Annotated in this window: 14 protein-coding genes; 9 read left to right on the forward strand and 5 right to left on the reverse strand. The window is 64.9% G+C overall.

What is annotated here, in order from left to right; translation table 11 throughout:
- Positions 1-123 precede the first annotated feature (123 nt).
- Positions 124-1,368 carry a ubiquinone biosynthesis hydroxylase gene (locus tag NKH29_RS03165; protein WP_352917816.1) on the reverse strand — a complete coding sequence of 415 codons (1,245 nt, stop codon included), beginning with the start codon at positions 1,366-1,368 and terminating at the stop codon, positions 124-126.
- Positions 1,369-1,468: 100 nt separating this feature from the next.
- Between NKH29_RS03165 and tesB the strand changes: the two genes are divergently transcribed.
- The 3 genes from tesB (at position 1,469) to NKH29_RS03180 (ending at position 4,355) form a co-directional block, all read left to right on the forward strand.
- Positions 1,469-2,344: an acyl-CoA thioesterase II gene (tesB, locus tag NKH29_RS03170; RefSeq protein ID WP_023722686.1), complete on the forward strand. Its 876-nt coding sequence runs from the start codon at positions 1,469-1,471 to the stop codon at positions 2,342-2,344.
- A gap of 219 nt (positions 2,345-2,563) precedes the next feature.
- Complete coding sequence (locus NKH29_RS03175; RefSeq protein ID WP_023679755.1) at positions 2,564-2,902, forward strand: P-II family nitrogen regulator; 339 nt, start codon at positions 2,564-2,566, stop codon at positions 2,900-2,902.
- Between the two features lie 31 nt (positions 2,903-2,933).
- Positions 2,934-4,355 carry an ammonium transporter gene (locus NKH29_RS03180; RefSeq protein WP_352481028.1) on the forward strand — a complete coding sequence of 474 codons (1,422 nt, stop codon included), beginning with the start codon at positions 2,934-2,936 and terminating at the stop codon, positions 4,353-4,355.
- A gap of 130 nt (positions 4,356-4,485) precedes the next feature.
- Here NKH29_RS03180 and NKH29_RS03185 read toward each other — a convergent pair whose 3' ends face one another.
- The gene (locus tag NKH29_RS03185; RefSeq protein ID WP_023722684.1) at positions 4,486-4,635 is read right to left on the reverse strand and encodes a hypothetical protein; all 150 of its coding nucleotides are present in this window, start codon (positions 4,633-4,635) and stop codon (positions 4,486-4,488) included.
- 136 nt (positions 4,636-4,771) lie between these two features.
- Between NKH29_RS03185 and NKH29_RS03190 the strand changes: the two genes are divergently transcribed.
- From NKH29_RS03190 to NKH29_RS03200, 3 genes are all read left to right on the forward strand, one after another.
- Positions 4,772-7,432, forward strand: coding sequence for an FtsK/SpoIIIE family DNA translocase (locus tag NKH29_RS03190; RefSeq protein WP_352999011.1), 2,661 nt, complete (start codon positions 4,772-4,774; stop codon positions 7,430-7,432).
- 133 nt (positions 7,433-7,565) lie between these two features.
- A complete protein-coding gene (locus NKH29_RS03195) occupies positions 7,566-8,249 on the forward strand; it encodes an outer membrane lipoprotein carrier protein LolA (protein ID WP_352481025.1) in 684 nt (227 codons plus the stop codon).
- A gap of 386 nt (positions 8,250-8,635) precedes the next feature.
- Positions 8,636-9,442 carry an exodeoxyribonuclease III gene (locus tag NKH29_RS03200; protein WP_023721396.1) on the forward strand — a complete coding sequence of 269 codons (807 nt, stop codon included), beginning with the start codon at positions 8,636-8,638 and terminating at the stop codon, positions 9,440-9,442.
- 20 nt (positions 9,443-9,462) lie between these two features.
- Here NKH29_RS03200 and NKH29_RS03205 read toward each other — a convergent pair whose 3' ends face one another.
- The 3 genes from NKH29_RS03205 to NKH29_RS03215 are packed head-to-tail and all read right to left on the reverse strand — an operon-like array spanning position 9,463 to position 12,657.
- On the reverse strand, positions 9,463-10,314 hold the full coding sequence (locus NKH29_RS03205) for a TIGR01459 family HAD-type hydrolase (RefSeq protein WP_352999013.1): 852 nt from the start codon (positions 10,312-10,314) through the stop codon (positions 9,463-9,465).
- Positions 10,311-11,612, reverse strand: a complete 1,302-nt coding sequence (locus NKH29_RS03210) for an FGGY-family carbohydrate kinase (protein WP_352999015.1) — start codon at positions 11,610-11,612, stop codon at positions 10,311-10,313. The genes NKH29_RS03205 and NKH29_RS03210 overlap by 4 nt, the downstream gene beginning before the upstream one ends.
- A gap of 1 nt (position 11,613) precedes the next feature.
- A complete protein-coding gene (locus NKH29_RS03215) occupies positions 11,614-12,657 on the reverse strand; it encodes a class II aldolase/adducin family protein (RefSeq protein WP_352961997.1) in 1,044 nt (347 codons plus the stop codon).
- A 229-nt stretch (positions 12,658-12,886) separates the two neighbouring features.
- Here NKH29_RS03215 and NKH29_RS03220 point away from each other — a divergent pair, with 229 nt between their 5' ends.
- The 3 genes from NKH29_RS03220 to NKH29_RS03230 are packed head-to-tail and all read left to right on the forward strand — an operon-like array spanning position 12,887 to position 16,586.
- Complete coding sequence (locus NKH29_RS03220; protein WP_023721392.1) at positions 12,887-13,669, forward strand: DeoR/GlpR family DNA-binding transcription regulator; 783 nt, start codon at positions 12,887-12,889, stop codon at positions 13,667-13,669.
- Positions 13,666-15,045 (forward strand): FGGY-family carbohydrate kinase, encoded by a 1,380-nt coding sequence (locus NKH29_RS03225; RefSeq protein ID WP_352481021.1) that lies wholly within the window; start codon positions 13,666-13,668, stop codon positions 15,043-15,045. Before NKH29_RS03220 ends, NKH29_RS03225 begins: the two co-directional genes overlap by 4 nt.
- On the forward strand, positions 15,042-16,586 hold the full coding sequence (locus NKH29_RS03230; RefSeq protein WP_352999018.1) for a sugar ABC transporter ATP-binding protein: 1,545 nt from the start codon (positions 15,042-15,044) through the stop codon (positions 16,584-16,586). Before NKH29_RS03225 ends, NKH29_RS03230 begins: the two co-directional genes overlap by 4 nt.
- Positions 16,587-16,604: the final 18 nt, after the last annotated feature.

The following is a 16,604-nucleotide window of genomic DNA, read 5'->3' on the forward strand; positions in this document are numbered from 1 at the left end:
GTACCCAAACGCACGCTCCGCTCCGGTTCTCGGAAGCCACTGTTGGTCGCTTCGCGCCCCGTCTTCGACTCCGGCTCGGCCTGACCTGAATCTCAACACATCCTGGCATGTCTGTGAGATGGATCAGATCGCCTCGCCCTTCAACAGCTTCGGCGTGTCGCCGGACAGACCTGACGCCTGGCGGATGAAGAACCCCCTCAGCCGCGGCATGCGTTCGACAAGGCCAAGACCGACGTCGCGCAACGTACGCAGCGGGCCGAAATCGTTGGAAAACAGCCGGTTCAGCACATCGGTGGTGATGCCCATCTGCACCGTGTCGAAGCGCCGCCATTGCTGGTAGCGCTCAAGCACGTCGAGCGCGCCGATGTCCTGGCCGAGCCGGTCGGCCTCGACCACCACCTCAGCAAGTGCCGCCACGTCCTTGAAGCCCAGATTGAGGCCCTGGCCGGCGATCGGGTGGATGCCGTGGGCGGCGTCGCCGGCCAAGGCGATGCGCGGCGCGACGAAGGCGCGCGCAATGGTCAGCCCGAGCGGCCAGGCGCGGGGCTTGTCGGCGATATGGATTTCGCCGAGCTTGAGGCCAAAGCGGTGCTCGAGCTCATACTCCAGGACCAGGGTGTCGCCTGCGACCAGCTTTTCGGCATCCTGCGACCGTTCGACCCAGACGATCGACGAACGGTTGGTGCCGTCCTTGCCCGGCTTGAGTGGCAGCGTGGCAAAGGGGCCGGCCGGAAGAAAATGCTCTTCGGCGCGGCCGTTGTGCGGCCGCTCATGCGCCACCGTGCAGACGATGCCGGACTGGCCATACTCCCATTTCACCGTTTTGATGCCGGCCATGTCGCGCAGCTTCGAGTTGACGCCGTCGGCGGCGACCAGCAGCCGCGCCTTAAGCGTCGCGCCATCGGCAAGATGCACGGTGATGCCGGCGCCGTTGGTATCGAAGGCGCGCACGGCGACGCCCTCGATGATGCCGATGCCGAGCTGTTCGGCGCGCCGGCGCAAGGCGCCGTTCAAATCCTTGTTGGCGACCATATGCGCAAAGGGTTCGCCGGGCGCGACCTCGCCGTCGAAGGTGAGGAACACCGGACGGACCGGATCCGTTGTGCGCGAATCGGTGACGGTCATTTCGGTGATCGCCTGCGCCTCCGGCGCTATCTCGTTCCAGACGCCGAGCTGGTCGAGCATGCGGCACGCGGCGGCTGCAATCGCCGAGGCGCGGCCGTCCTTCTGCCAGACGCCGGCGGGTGCTGCGTCGACGACGGCAACGGCGAGGCTCGGCCGCGCCTGCTTCAGAGACACGGCGGCGGCCAGGCCGATATAGCCGGCGCCGGCGACCAGAACGTCGAGCGAATTCTTGCTGTCCACCATGGCAATTCCTTTCGCAGCCTGACTGTCGCCGGGCATTCCGCCCTTGACTGCCCGCTGTTCCTGTCGGAAACCGCCATGGTAATTTTGCGGCGAGGTCAAGATGACGGCAGCCATGGACGAGCTTCTCGGCATTCTCGACCTCGAGCAGCTGGAACACAACCTGTATCGCGGTCGCAGCCCCAAGCTCGACTGGCAGCGCATCTTCGGCGGCCAGACCATCGCCCAGGCGCTTGTCGCCGCGCAGCGAACGGTCGAGGCCGAGCGCCATGTGCACTCGCTGCATGGCTATTTCATGCGACCGGGCGACACCAAGGTGCCGATCATCTACGAGGTCGACCGCATCCGTGACGGCGGCTCCTTCACCACGCGCCGCGTCGTCGCGATCCAGCACGGCCAGGCGATCTTTTCGCTGGAAGCCTCATTCCAGCAGGATGAGGTCGGCCTGGAACATCAGGTGCCGATGCCGCAGGACGTGCCGGCGCCCGACACATTGCTGTCGCAGCGCGAATTGCTGGGCAAGTTCGGCGAAGCCGTGCCCGACGGCATCAAGCGCTATTGGGAGCGCGACCGGCCGATCGAGATGAAGCCGGTGATGCTGAAGCATTACACCAGCCGGGAAAAGCTCGAGCCGAAGCAGAACATCTGGATCCGCACCACCGGCCCGGTGCCGGCCGACCGCGCCACGCAGGCGGCCGTGCTCGCTTACCTCTCCGATATGACGTTGCTCGACACCTCGACTTTTGCCCACGGCCGCGCCATTTTCGATCGCGACATCCAGGCAGCGAGCCTCGACCACGCCATGTGGTTCCATCGCAGCCACCCGCTCGACGACTGGATGCTGTACACGCAGGACAGCCCGTCGACGCAAGGATCGCGTGGCTTTACCCGCGGCTCGCTGTTTGCCCGCGACGGCACGTTGATCGCCTCGGTTGCCCAAGAAGGACTCATCCGGCTGAAGCGGCCGCCTGCCGAGTAGGCATTTTTCGAATTTTGCCTATTTTTTAAGCATTTGCATTGACGCGACTGTGAACAGGCAGCCGACAAACCTTCCCGATTTCGTTGTTTAACAACAGCTTAACACCCTGCTTCGGCAATTGGCACGGAGCTTGAATCCTAGCGGGCACTCTCCGGCTCTCATGGGGATCGGCGAAGTCGTGCAAACGCGGGGACCCGCAACAGCAAAGGGTGAAACCTTATGAAGATCGTGATGGCAATCATAAAGCCGTTCAAGCTCGACGAGGTGCGCGAGGCGCTCACCGCAGTCGGCATCCAAGGCCTGACCGTCACCGAAGTAAAAGGCTACGGACGTCAGAAGGGGCACACGGAAATCTATCGCGGGGCGGAATACGCGGTCAGCTTCCTGCCGAAGATCAAGATCGAAGTCGCGGTCGCCGTCGACATGGTCGACAAGGCCGTCGAAGCCATCACCGCGGCGGCCAAGACCGGTCAGATCGGCGACGGCAAGATCTTCGTCTTCGGCATCGACCAGGCGGTGCGCATTCGCACCGGCGAAACAGACACCGACGCGCTTTGAGCCGCGGACACGTATTCCAATGGAGAGTTCAATGAATATTCCTTCCACCTTGAAGATAACGGGACGCGCGGCCGTTTTGGGTTCGCTCGCTCTCGCTGCACTGGGCACGGTTGCTGCGTTCGCTCAGGAAGCGGCTCCGGCAGCACCGGCAGCGGCGCCGGCATTCACCGTCGACAAGGGCGACACGACGTGGATGATGATCTCCACTATTCTGGTGCTGCTGATGACCATTCCCGGCCTTGCCCTTTTCTACGGTGGCCTGGTTCGCGCCAAGAATATGCTGTCGGTGCTGATGCAGGTCTTCACCATCACCAGCGTGGTCATGATCGTCTGGGTTTTCTACGGCTACAGCCTGGCCTTCACCCCCGGCAACGCCTTCGTCGGTGGCCTTTCCAAGATGTTTCTGGCCGGCGTCGACGTGACGACGGTGTCCGAAACCTTCACCAAGGGCGTGGCCATTCCCGAACTGGTGTTCGTTCTCTTCCAGATGACCTTCGCCTGCATCACGCCTGCCCTGATCGTCGGCGCTTTCGCCGAACGCATCAAGTTCTCCGCCGTGATCCTTTTCACCATCCTCTGGGTCACCTTCGTATACTTCCCGATCGCGCACATGGTGTGGTTCTGGGGCGGCCCGAGCGCTTATAGCGATCCGTCGGGTCTCATCTTCGGCTTCGGCGCCATCGACTTCGCCGGCGGCACCGTCGTTCACATCAATGCAGGCATTGCCGGCCTTGTCGGCGCGCTGATGATCGGCAAGCGTATCGGCTACCAGAAGGACGTCATGGCGCCGCACTCGATGACGCTGACCATGGTCGGCGCCTCGCTGCTGTGGGTCGGCTGGTTCGGCTTCAATGCCGGTTCGAACCTGGAAGCGAACGCCTATGCCGTGCTGGCCATGGTCAATACGTTTGTCGCCACGGCGGCGGCGGCAGTGACCTGGATCGTGCTTGAAACGCTGCTGCGCGGCAAAGCATCCATGCTTGGCGCCGTTTCGGGTGCTGTCACCGGCCTCGTCGCCGTGACACCTGCCGCCGGCTTTGCCGGACCGATGGGCGCCATCGTGCTCGGTCTCGTCGCCACTTGCGTCTGCTACTTCTTCGTCTCGGTGGTGAAGAACAAGTTCGGCTACGACGACAGCCTCGATGTTTTCGGCATCCACTGCATCGGCGGCATCATCGGCGCGCTCGGCACCGGTATCCTGGTCAATCCCGCTCTCGGCGGCGCCGGCATCGTCGATTACTCGACAGCCGACTTCGCCGCCGGCTACGCCGGCACGGCCACCCAGCTGATGTCGCAGTTCAAGGGTGTGCTGGTGACAATCCTCTGGTCGGGTATCGGCAGCGCGATCCTCTACAAGATCGTCGACCTGATCGTCGGCCTGCGTCCGACAGCCGATGCAGAGCGCGAGGGGCTCGATCTCACCTCGCACGGCGAAGTGGCCTATCACCCGTAAGCTCGTCCGGGGCGGCCTCGGCCGCCTCGCGACGTCCCATCCCGTCGTGATGCTCCCGCAAGGGCTCACGCCTTGAGGCCCGGAAATCTTCCGGGCCTCTTTTTGTGCGCGGATGGCCGTGACGGCTCGATCACGATCGCTTGATCAAGGTGCTCGATCCGTCGGCGGCGTGAAACATCTGCCGCAGCGGCTCCAGCGTGCCCGCCATTTTCGCCGAGTCAGCGTGGTTGCCAATGCCTGTCGCAGGATCACCGCCGCGTTTGAACAGGAAGTCAGGCATGACATCCTGCGCCCGTTCCGCAGACGCAGGCTGCCCATGGTTAATGCGCCCTTAACCTTCCCGCCGCTAGTCTGACAGCCGAATCTGCCGTGTTGCGCGTCCGCGCCCGGCCGGGCAACGACAGACGAGGAAGAGCATGCGTTCAGGGGCTTCAGCACCGTTTGCGCTGGCCGATACGGGGCACGGCATCCGGGCGTTCGCGAGGCGCCAGGTCGGGCGGCTGGTCGGTGCCGGGCTGTTTGCTCTGGTTGGCTTCGGCGTCGCCGCCCTTGCCACCTGGAACGTCGCCGATCCGAGCTTCTCGCACGCCACCGATAATATCGTCACCAATGCAATGGGTTATGCCGGCGCCGTCTTTTCCGACATTGCCATGCAGTTCTTCGGACTCGCCGCCGTTGCGGCGCTGGTGCCGGCGGTGATCTGGGGATTTCTGCTGTTTACCGCGCGCGGCGTCGACCGGCTGCCGAAACGGGCGCTGGCCTGGTTCGGGTTTTCGCTGCTTGGCGCGGCAATTGCCGGCTGCGTGGTGCCGCCCAAGACCTGGCCGCTGCCGACCGGCCTCGGCGGCGTCTTTGGCGACATGGTGCTCAACATTCCCGGCCTGGTCATCGGCGGCTATCCGACCGGCCTCGTCGCCAGCGTGCTTGCCGTGCTCCTTGCAGCACCGGCGCTGGGGCTGTTTCTGTATGGTTCGGCGCTGATTTCACGCAAGAACGGCTTTGCCGTGCTTGATCAGCCCACTGCTGCCGATCCGCAGGACGACCTGCTTTTCGACAATGAAGAGGACGAGGGCGACGAAGGCATATTGGCGCTTGGCGCCATCACCCATTGGTGGCTGTCGCTGCGGGCCTATCTGCGTCGCCGCGCCGCGCGCCGGCGCGAGCGCGACGATTTCGAGCCGGAGATGGAGCCGCGGGCCAGCGCCTGGCGGCGGGCGGCAGAACGGGTCGAATCGGCCGAGTTCGCCGAGGCGCGGATGAGCCCGGGCGGGCGCGCCCGCGTCGAGCCGGAATTCTTCGCCGCCATGGTCAACGACCGCAGTGCCTCGATCGACCCCGACGATGCCGATGTCTTCGATAACGACGACAATGACGACGACATGGATTTCGCACCCGAGCCGGCCGGCCAACGCCGCGTCGCGCCGACGGCGAAGGTGCAGAACTTCCGTTCCGATGCGGCGACACGCGTCGAGGCGCCGGCGCCGCGGCCGGCACCCGGCGCCCGGGTCCAGCGCGAGGCGCAGACCTCGCTGATCGGCTCGGAAAAATTCGAGATGCCGTCACTGCATTTCCTGTCGGAACCGAAGAACGTGGTGCGCGACGCCAGCCTGTCGAAGGACGCGCTGGAGCAGAACGCCCGCCTGCTCGAGGGCGTGCTGGAGGATTTCGGCGTCAAGGGCGAAATCATCCATGTGCGCCCGGGTCCGGTCGTCACGCTTTACGAGCTGGAACCCGCGCCCGGCATCAAATCGTCGCGGGTGATCGGCCTGTCCGACGACATCGCCCGCTCGATGAGCGCCATCGCCTGCCGTGTCGCCGTGGTGCCTGGCCGCAACGCCATCGGCATCGAATTGCCGAACGCCAGGCGCGAGACCGTCTATTTGCGCGAGATCATGGCCAGCCGCGATTTCGAGACCACCAAGGCCAAGCTGGCGCTGGCGCTGGGCAAGACCATCAATGGCGAGGCGGTCATCGTCGACATCGCCAAGATGCCGCACGTGCTGGTCGCCGGCACCACCGGCTCGGGCAAGTCCGTCGCCATCAACACCATGATCCTGTCGCTGCTCTACCGGCTGACGCCGCAGGACTGCCGGCTGATCATGATCGATCCGAAAATGCTGGAACTCTCGGTCTATGACGGCATCCCGCATCTTCTGACGCCGGTGGTCACCGATCCGAAGAAGGCGGTGGTGGCGCTGAAATGGACCGTGCGAGAGATGGAGGACCGCTACCGCAAAATGTCGAAGGTCGGCGTCCGCAACATCGACGGTTTCAACGCGCGCGTGCAGCAGGCCGAGAAAAAAGGCGAAAGAATCTCGCGCACCGTGCAGACCGGCTTCGACCGCCAGACCGGCGAGGCGATCTACGAGACGGAGAACCTCGACCTCGAGCCGATGCCCTACATCGTCGTCATCATCGACGAGATGGCCGATCTGATGATGGTCGCCGGCAAGGACATCGAAGGCGCAGTGCAGCGCCTGGCGCAGATGGCGCGCGCCGCCGGCATCCATGTCATCATGGCAACGCAGCGGCCGTCGGTCGACGTCATCACCGGCACCATCAAGGCCAACTTCCCGACCCGCATCTCCTTCCAGGTGACATCGAAGATCGACAGCCGCACCATCCTGGGCGAGCAGGGCGCCGAACAGCTGCTCGGCATGGGCGATATGCTCTACATGGCCGGCGGCGGCCGCATCCAGCGCGTGCACGGTCCCTTCGTTTCCGACGACGAGGTGGAGAGGATCGTCGCGCATCTGAAATTGCAAGGCGTGCCGGAATATCTCGACGCCATCACCGAGGATGACGACAAGGATGATGATGAGCCGTCGGGCAAAGGCAGTGGCAGCAGCGGCGACGTCGGCAATTTCGAGGATTCCGACGATCCCTACGACCAGGCGGTCGCGGTGGTGCTGCGCGACGGCAAGGCCTCGACCAGCTACATCCAGCGCCGGCTCGGCATCGGCTACAACCGCGCCGCCTCGATCATCGAGAAGATGGAGAAGGAAGGCATTGTCGGCCCGGCCAACCATGCCGGAAAACGCGAAATCCTGGTGCCGACGGAGGACGACAAGTTCTAGAGCGCATCCGCGCCGGCAACTTTGAACCTCTCGGCGCGTTGCAACGGATGAGCGCTGCGCGCCCGCCAAACTTAAGCCCAACTGGGGGGCCAGACCAATATAACGAGCAAGCAATCAGATGATGGTGACCGGCATGAAAAACGCATCTTTCGCCCCAAGCAGGGATTTCGCCCCAACCCGCCGACAGGTGCTCGGCCTCGGTCTGGTCCTGGCCGGTGCCGCGGCCGTCAACGTCGTGCCCGGCTTCCAGCTGCTGGCGTCGGCGCAAGCAGCGGTTCCGGCGACGGCGCAGAAGATCGCCGATCATTTCTCCTCGGTCAAATCGATGAGCGGCGAGTTCGTGCAGTTCGGGCCAAAGGGCGAGCAGACCGGCGGCAAGTTCTTTCTGGAACGGCCGGGCAAGATCCGCTTCAACTATGACGGCGCCTCGAATTTCAGGGTGATTTCCGACGGCAAGTCGGTGGTCATCCTCAACAAGAAGCTGCGGACCTCCGACCTCTACCCGCTGTCGAAGACACCGCTGAAGCTGCTGCTCGACGACAAGATCGATCTGTCGGGCGGACGCGTCAGAAGCGTTAAGGAAGAAAACGATCTCACCACCATCCAGCTTGCCGACAAATCGGTGTTCGGCAATTCGAAGATCACCATGATGTTCGATCCGAAATCCTATGAATTGCGGCAGTGGACCATCACCGATGCGCAAGGCAAGGACACGACGGTGATGATCTTCAACACCAAGGAGGGCGTCAGTTTCGCGCCCGACACCTTTGCCATCGACTATACGGCCAACCGGGAACTGAACACCAAGTCGCGCTAAGGTGTGTCGATATTCAGGTGATGCCGGCCTGCAAACGGCGGTTTCCTGCGCTTCCGGCCTTCGCCGGCCAAAGCACTCATGAGCGGTCGTGGCAGTTAACGCTACGGCCGGCGTAGGCCGGTGCTCACGTACCCAAAAGTACGCTCCGCTCCGGTTCTCGGAATCCACCATTCTGGTCGCTTCGCGCCCGTCTTCGACTCCGACTCGGCCTGACCTGAATCTCAGCACACCTTGGGCTTGGTTCCTGTATTGATATTTCTGGAAAGTCATGGGCCGCGCCCCCCAAGGCGCGGCCGTCTTGTTTTTGCGGTGCGCGGCTGGCAGTAGTTTCCGCGATTGACTTCCGTCGGGCCATCCGGCGGATCTTGCGTTGTCCGGAACCCCACATGCCGTTTTCCGTCGCTACCTGGAACATCAACTCCGTCCGGCTGCGCATGCCGATCGTCGAGCGTCTGCTGGTCGAGCAGGCGCCGGACGTGCTCTGCCTGCAGGAAACCAAGGTTCCTGACGAATTGTTTCCGGAGAAGGCGTTCCGCAAGCTTGGCTACGAGCACATCGCCTTCCATGGCCAGAAGGGCTACCACGGCGTTGCGACGGTGGCACGGCGGCCGATCGAGGTGGTCGAAAAGCGCCGCTTCTGCGAGATCGACGACAGCCGGCATCTGTCGGTCACCGTCAAGGCTGGCGGCAAGGCGATCCTGCTGCACAATTTCTACGTGCCGGCCGGCGGCGACGAGCCCGACCCGGCCGTCAACCGGAAGTTCAAGCACAAGCTCGATTTTGTTGCCGAGATGAACGCCGTCCGCGCCGAGCATGACGAGGTTTCCGGCTCGATCCTGGTCGGCGATCTTAACATCGCGCCGCTCGAGCACGATGTCTGGTCGCACAAGCAGCTGCTCAACGTCGTCAGCCATACGCCGGTCGAGACGGAAAATTTCGAAGCGATGCGGCTCGCCGGCGACTGGGTCGACCTGATGCGGCTCAATGTGCCTTACGAGGAGAAGCTCTACACCTGGTGGAGCTATCGTGCACAGGATTGGCAGGCGTCAAATCGCGGCCGCCGCCTCGACCATATCTGGTCGTCGCCAAACCTGGTGCCGCAGTTTGCCGGCTATGAAATCCTGCGGCCGGCGCGCGGCTGGGAGCGGCCCTCCGACCATGTGCCGGTGATCGGGCGTTTCAACCTCGATTAGCTTTGTCTCGCCTTAACAATTCAGCGAAACCTGAAGCTATCCGCGATGTAGTCGGGGCGGGCGTTCAGCGTGGCGAAAACAGTCTCCAGATCAGGTGTCTCCGCCAATATGCCGGACAGGACCAGCGTCGTCGCGACGCCGACGCCGTTGCCGCCGGCGATGTCGTGCTCGACGCTGTCGCCGACGCAGACCACGTTGCTGCGCTCCGGGTTGCCCGCCAGCGCCAGCGCTGCCTCGAATATCTGCGGATAGGGCTTGCCGATGCGGGTGACGCTGCCGCCGAGGTTCTCATAGAGATCGGCTAGCCGGCCGGCGCCGAAGCGAGGCCCGACGGCAGTCAGCATGATGTTGTCGGGGTTGGTGCAGAAGCACGGCACCTGGCGCGCCGCTGCCGGACCAAGAAGCCGGCGATAATGATCGAGGTCGTAGCGATCGCCCTCGCTGGCGGAAATCAGTACCAGTTCTGCATCGTCGCCGTCCTTGGCCAGGACAAGGGGAAGGCCGTCGACAGCCGAACGGTCATTGTCGCGGCTGATCAGCAGGCATTTTGTCTGCGGGCGCAGGGTCCTCGATGCCGCCATTTCGTGGAAGGAGCGCCACGCCACCTCGCCGGAGGAGACAAAATGGTCCCAGCTTCCCGGTGCGAAGCCGAGCTTCAGCAGGCGGCGCTCATTGGGTTGCGCCCGCTTGCCGGAATTCGAGATCAGCACGATGGTCTTGCCGGCGCGCTTGAGTGCCGACAGCGCGTCCACCGCGCCGGGATAGGGGCTGGTACCGTCGTGCAGCACGCCGAACTGATCGAGCAGGAACACCTGGTAGCGCTCGGCCAGCGCGCCGATCCCGTCGAGGTGCTGAATTATCTTGGCCGTCATAAAAGCCCCGCTGCGCCTGCGCCCATCAGCGCCAGCCGCGCCGTACCGGCGGCGGCCTCGTCCGACAGAGCCGGCAAGAGGGCGACGCCGAGCTTGCGCTGCCGGATCGCCGTCCAGGCCGGATTGGCCGCACCACCGCCGACGCTCCTGACCGACGTCAGCCGGGGGGCACCGAGTTCGGCAAGCCGGCGATAGCCGAGCGCTTCGATCGCCGCAATACCCTCGAACATCGCTTTCAGATAGTCGGCGTCGTCGGCGGGCCGCGGCTCGAGGCGGGACGGCAGCGCCGGATCGGCTACGGGGAAGCGTTCGCCCGGCGCCGGCAGCGGGTAATAATCGAGGCCGGTCTCGGTCGCCGGGTCGATCTTTTTGCTGAGCTCGACAATGCGGGCGACGGGGAAATGCTGGGCCAGCACCTTGCCGCCGGAGTTCGAGGCGCCGCCCGCCAGATAGGTGTCTCCCAGCCTATGGCTGTAGATGCCGAATTGCGGCGCCGAGATCGGCCGGTCGGAGAGGATCTTGATGGTCAGCGATGAGCCGAGCGCGGTGACGCCGGCGCCCGCGGCAGTCGCACCGGTCGCCAGGAACGACGCGCAACCATCGGTGGTGCCGGCGACGACAACCACGTCGCGCGGCAGGCCGAACATTTTCGCAGCGCTGGCGGTGAGCGTGCCCGTGACATCGCCCGGCCGCACGATTCGGGGCAGGAATTCCATGCGCATGCCGGTCGCCGCGATCCAGTCCGGCCAGCGCCGGGCCTCGACGTCGTAGCCGGTTTTCAGCGCGTTGTTCTCGTCACTGACATCGAAGCGGCCGGAAAACTGTCCGGCGATCCAGTCGGCCTGGTGCAGCACAGTGGCGACGCCGGGCAGGTGCTGGAAAGACAGCGCCTTGGCGAGACCGGACGTCGCCCCAAGTGCAGCGCTCGTTGCCGGTGCCGCGCCGGCTATTGCAGTCAGAATAATGTCGTCAGCGACCTTGTCGTTGTACATCAGCGGTTCGGCCAGCGGCCGCCCGGAGCCGTCGACCGGCAGCAGCGTGCCCGACGTACCGTCGACGGCGATCGAGAGCACTGCCGCGCGATCGATACATTTGAGCACTTCCGCCAACGTCGCGCCGACCGCCTCCCACCATACGGCGGGGTCGCGGCCGTTCAGCCCAAATCGCTCAAGGGCAATTGCGGAATGCGCGGCGATGGAAAAGTCCGGGCGCATTGCGACGGCGCGCGCGCCGGATGTGCCGATGTCGATGCCGATGGCAAGCGGGCCAGTTGATAGCGGGCTTGACGAACGCGGCATGTCAGCTGCCTCCGGCATTGAGTTTCTGGCGATATTTTTCGGCGTCCCAGTTGATCAGTTCGTCATTCTCCGCCGCTGTCAGATAATTCAGCTTCGCTGCGACATCGACCCGCGCCGTCACGTCGGCGAGGCAGCGCTGCATGGCGTCGGCGCCGGCGCCGGCGTCGCCGCGCATCAGCACGCCAAGGCCGGGAAACAGGATCGCCACGGGTGCGGCGCCGCAGCGCTCGATCACGCGCTTCACATCCTCGCCCGGTCCCGCCACGACCGAACCCTCGCCGAGAAAGATGACGTGGTCGGGGTAGAGGCTGCCACCCGAAGCCATGCGGCAGCTTTCGGGGTCGATCGCCACCGCGTGCGCCTCCACGTCGGCTGGCAGTCTGTAGCCGCTGCCGCCGGCGCGCGCCGTCAGTGCGGCAATGTCCGGCTCAGCCACCTGGCGCGGCGGCCGCGCCAGGAGCCGGGTTACGCGGCGCAGCAGCATGTCGGCCGCGGCGACGGTCTCGGCTGCAACGACCAGACCGTGATTGCCGAGGATCAGGATGTCTACGCCTGGCCGCAAGCGCTCGGCGATCCCTTGGGCAAGCGGCAGCCCCGGCCGGCGATAAGGAACATAGGTCCATTGGTGGCCATCGAGCCGCCTGGCGACCTCGGCCTCGCAATCGGCCTGCACGGCCAGCGAAATGGTCTCGACGCAGTGGACATGCAGGACGATACGCTGCGGCATCAGCGCATGCACCGTGGTCTCGATCGACGGGCGCAAGCCGCGTGGATTGAGGGCGCCGATGGCAAAGGCCTGCGGCTGTTCGGCGGCCGGGTCGCGCCGTTCGATGGCTTCAAGCAATGGCGGGATGCTGACCGGCACCATGATGTCTGCGGTAAGCGCGTCCTTCAGCCAGGTACCGGAGGCCTTGATCCAGAGCGTGTCGCCGGCTTTCAGCGAGGTATTGCCGCCGGCGGCCTGGGTCAGATGCGGGTCGCTGCCGATGACGGCCGAAAGCGACCGCAGCGCTGCCAATTCCTGCGCATCCGCACTGATCGTCATCGAAATTCCTCCACAAACCGGCCGCGTGGCCACGGCTTTGGACGGCCCGTTGCCGGGACTAAGACCGACGCTGGTATCGCAGATGCGAGTAAGTTACGTCAACAGTGATGTTATCGCGTCAAATCACGCTTGCAATCCGATGCCCGTTGAGTAAGTTGCACCAATTGCCGTGCAAAATGGCAATGCCGTGCAAAATGGCTTGGGAGGCAAGCGCATTGGGAGGTAAGGGTTGAGCGACTCCGGCCGCCAGCGCCAGATTGTCGAGCTTTTGCGAGACCGGCCTTTCGCATCGGTGCGCGAGCTGCAGGAGCGGCTTGGCGTGTCGGCGGCGACGGTGCGGCGCGACATCGACAAGATCGACGAGGCCGGCGAAGCGCGCAAGGTCTATGGCGGCATCTCGGCGCTCGATGGCGCTTCGCAAGTTGGCGTCGCCTATGCCAGGCCCTATGACGAGAACCGCGACCTCGCCGTCGAGGCCAAGCGGCAGATCGCCGCTCTCGCTGCCACCATGGTGCGCGACGGCGACGCGGTCATCGTGCATGGCGGTTCGACCTGCTTCCATCTCGGCGTCAAGCTCGCCGACCGCAACATCCGGCTCTACACCAACTCGATGCCGCTCGCGGCCTATCTCAGCGATCACGGCCATTGCAGCCTGACCGTCGCCGGCGGCGAACTGCACCGCGAGCCGGGTATCATCCATTCGCTGACCCAGACGGTGCCGTTCTACGCCTCGAAGTTCTTTCTCGGCGCGCAAGGCATCGGCCAGGAAGGCCTTCTGGAATCGCACCCGCTGCTGGTCCGCTCGATCGTCGAGCTCAGCCTCTGCGCCGACCAGATCGTCGTGCTGGCCGACAGCCGCAAACTGTCGATCCACGCCCGCAACGTGGCGCTGCCGCTGTCGCGGATCGGTACGCTGGTCACCGATGAGGGCCTGTCCGACACCGACGCGCGCATGCTCGAAGATGCCGGCGTCATGGTGCGCATCGCCGCTTCCTCGGGAGGCGCCCAGTGAAAGTAGCCGTCCTCGATTTCGGCAAGACCAATTCGAAGCTGTTCGTCTTCGGCCAGGACGGACGCATCCTCGACGAGCGCCGCACCCAGCCGAGCTGGATCCGCAAAAACGGCTTCAGCGTGCTCGACGAGGCAACGCTGCACGACTGGGCGGCCCGCGCCATCGATGACGCCGTCGACACGCATGGCGTGGAAGGGCTGATGGTATCCGGCCATGGCTGCACCTTCGCGTTGGTCGACGACGCCGCGCTGACGCATCCGATCCTCGATTACGAGCAGGAACCGCCGGCCGAGATCGCCGCGCAAATCGATCGCCGCATTCCGGATTTTGCCGAGACCTTTTCGCCGCGCCTGCCGCTTGGCTTCAACTACGGCCGCCACATGTTGTGGCTGAAGGAGGTGGAGCCCGGTGCCTTCGCCGCAGCGAAATCGATCCTCGGCTACCCCCAATACTGGAGCTGGCGCCTTGGTGGCCGGCCGGTATCGGAAGTGTCCTATCTCGGCTGCCACTCGCATTTATGGGCGCCGCGCAAACGCGATTTCAGCTCGCTGGTCGATGGCGAGGGCTGGCGCGGCCAGATGCCCGCCTTCGAGCGTGCCGGCGCGGTGATCGGCGAGCAGCGCTTCGGCCGAGCCGCGAAGCCGGTCGCCATCCATAATGGCGTCCACGACAGCAATGCCGCGCTCCATGCCTACCGCCGGCAGCAGCTCGGGCCGGTGACCGTGGTCTCGACCGGCACCTGGGTCGTCGTTCTCAATCCGGACTGCCCGCTCGACGCACTCGACGGCGAGCGCGACATGCTGGTCAACGTCGATGTCGATGGCGGCCCGGTGCCAACCATCCGCTTCATGGGCGGCCGCGAATTCGCGACGATCAGCGCCGGCTGGCAGGGCGCCATCGCGCCGTCATCGATACAGCGGGTGATCGACGCCGGCATCATGGCGCTGCCGAGCTTCGCGCCCGGCGGCCCGATGGCACACCGGCGCGGCGAACTGGTCGGGCGCACGCCCAACGCCGACGAACGCGCGGCCATGGCGCTGCTCTATGTCGCGCTGATGGTCGATTTGTGCCTCGAGCTGATCCATTCCGACAATACCGTCATCGTCGACGGCGGCCTGAACAATGGCGGGCTGCTTGCCGCGCTGCTGGCCCAATTGCGTCCCGGGCAGGCCTTCCTGCAGGGCGCAACGCTGGAGGGCAGCGCCACCGGTGCCGGGGCGCTCGCCTTCGAAAGCGCCGGACGCGAGTTTGCCACCGAGGCGCCGGAGGCGGTGCATGCGGCAAGCTTCAGCGGCCTTGCCGGCTACCGCAACGACTGGCGCGGCCTTGCCGCCGATCGGGGTGCCCCCAGAGCAGCTGCGGGAGGTGCGCGATGAGCGCCATCGCCCGGATCGAGACGGTGCGCCAGCCGGTGCTGGAGATGCGCCACATCTCGAAGACATTCGGCCCGATCCGCGCCCTGCACGATGTGTCGCTGACCGTCCATGCCGGCGAGCTGCACGCGCTGATGGGCGAGAACGGTGCCGGCAAGTCGACGCTGATGAAAGTGCTGTCCGGCGCCTACCGGCCGGATCCCGGCGGCGAGATCCTGATCGACGGCATGCCGGCCGCCACCGGCGACCCGATCAAGGCACGCGCCGCCGGCATTGCGGTCATCTACCAGGAGCTGTCGCTGGCGCCCAATCTGTCGGTGGCGCAGAACATTTTCCTCGGCAACGAGCCGCGACGGTTCGGCATCGTCGATCGCGAGCAGTGTAACCGGCGCGCCAGCGACATCATCGCGCGGCTCGGCGTGACTTTTTCAGCGCGCACCCCGGTCACCAGCCTGTCGCTCGGCGAACGCCAGTTGGTCGAAATCGCCCGCGCGCTGTCGACCAATGCGCGCATCATCGTCATGGACGAGCCGACCACGTCGCTGACCTCGCGTGAGACCGACCGGCTGTTCGAGGTGATCGCGACGCTGAAGTCGCAAGGTATTGCCATCATCTACATCAGCCACCGCATGGACGAGGTCTACCAGCTCGCCGACCGCGTCAGCGTGCTACGCGACAGCGGCTATGTCGGCACGCTCGACCGCGCCGATCTGAACGCCTCACGCCTGGTATCGATGATGGTCGGGCGCGATCTGTCGACGTTCTACAAGAAGGATCACCGCCCGCCGGACAGCAAGCGCGCCGTCGCGCTGTCGGTGCGCGGCATGTCGGACGGCAATCTCATAAAGAATTGCTCCTTCGACCTCCACAAAGGCGAGGTGCTGGCACTGGCAGGCCTGGTCGGCTCGGGCCGCACCGAACTGGCACGGCTGATCTTCGGCGCCGACAGGCACATATCGGGCACGCTGGAGCTCGGCGGCAAACCGATATCCATCGGTTCGCCAAGCGAGGCGCTGGATGCCGGCATCGCCTACCTGACCGAGGACCGCAAGCAACTTGGCCTGTTCCTCGACATGTCGATCTCCGACAACATCAGCATGGGCGTGCTGGCAAGCGACGCGAAGGCCGGCGGTCTGCGCGACTTCACGGCCGCCGAAAGGCGCGCCGCCAAGGCGGTGTCCGAGCTCTCCATCCGCACCAGCTCGGTGCAGGCCAATGCCGGCTCGCTGTCGGGTGGCAACCAGCAGAAGGTGCTGCTCGCCCGCCTGCTGGAAACAGAGCCGCAGGTCGTCATCCTCGATGAGCCGACCCGCGGCGTCGACGTCGGGGCGAAGTCGGAAATCTACCGGCTGATCGACAATCTGGCCAAGAAAGGCATCGCCATCCTGATGATCTCCAGCGAACTGCCGGAGGTGATCGGCATCGCCGACCGCGTGCTGGTGATGCGCGACGGCACCATTGCCGGCGAGGTAACGGCGTCGGAGGGCGAGCCACTGCGGCAGGAAGCGATCATGGAACTTGCAACGGGAGCGGCTCAGCGATGACCGACAAGGTGGCCGACA

It is taken from the genome of Mesorhizobium sp. M1295, assembly GCF_040318135.1.
Taxonomy (GTDB): Bacteria; Pseudomonadota; Alphaproteobacteria; order Rhizobiales; family Rhizobiaceae; genus Mesorhizobium.

What these genes read in the sequence shown, in the direction of transcription:
- NKH29_RS03165 (WP_352917816.1), bottom strand. Translation starts at nt 1,368, where the DNA reads ATGGTGGACAGCAAGAATTCGCTCGACGTTCTGGTCGCCGGCGCCGGC.
- tesB (WP_023722686.1), top strand. Translation starts at nt 1,469, where the DNA reads ATGACGGCAGCCATGGACGAGCTTCTCGGCATTCTCGACCTCGAGCAG.
- NKH29_RS03175 (WP_023679755.1), top strand. Translation starts at nt 2,564, where the DNA reads ATGAAGATCGTGATGGCAATCATAAAGCCGTTCAAGCTCGACGAGGTG.
- NKH29_RS03180 (WP_352481028.1), top strand. Translation starts at nt 2,934, where the DNA reads ATGAATATTCCTTCCACCTTGAAGATAACGGGACGCGCGGCCGTTTTG.
- NKH29_RS03185 (WP_023722684.1), bottom strand. Translation starts at nt 4,635, where the DNA reads ATGCCTGACTTCCTGTTCAAACGCGGCGGTGATCCTGCGACAGGCATT.
- NKH29_RS03190 (WP_352999011.1), top strand. Translation starts at nt 4,772, where the DNA reads ATGCGTTCAGGGGCTTCAGCACCGTTTGCGCTGGCCGATACGGGGCAC.
- NKH29_RS03195 (WP_352481025.1), top strand. Translation starts at nt 7,566, where the DNA reads ATGAAAAACGCATCTTTCGCCCCAAGCAGGGATTTCGCCCCAACCCGC.
- NKH29_RS03200 (WP_023721396.1), top strand. Translation starts at nt 8,636, where the DNA reads ATGCCGTTTTCCGTCGCTACCTGGAACATCAACTCCGTCCGGCTGCGC.
- NKH29_RS03205 (WP_352999013.1), bottom strand. Translation starts at nt 10,314, where the DNA reads ATGACGGCCAAGATAATTCAGCACCTCGACGGGATCGGCGCGCTGGCC.
- NKH29_RS03210 (WP_352999015.1), bottom strand. Translation starts at nt 11,612, where the DNA reads ATGCCGCGTTCGTCAAGCCCGCTATCAACTGGCCCGCTTGCCATCGGC.
- NKH29_RS03215 (WP_352961997.1), bottom strand. Translation starts at nt 12,657, where the DNA reads ATGACGATCAGTGCGGATGCGCAGGAATTGGCAGCGCTGCGGTCGCTT.
- NKH29_RS03230 (WP_352999018.1), top strand. Translation starts at nt 15,042, where the DNA reads ATGAGCGCCATCGCCCGGATCGAGACGGTGCGCCAGCCGGTGCTGGAG.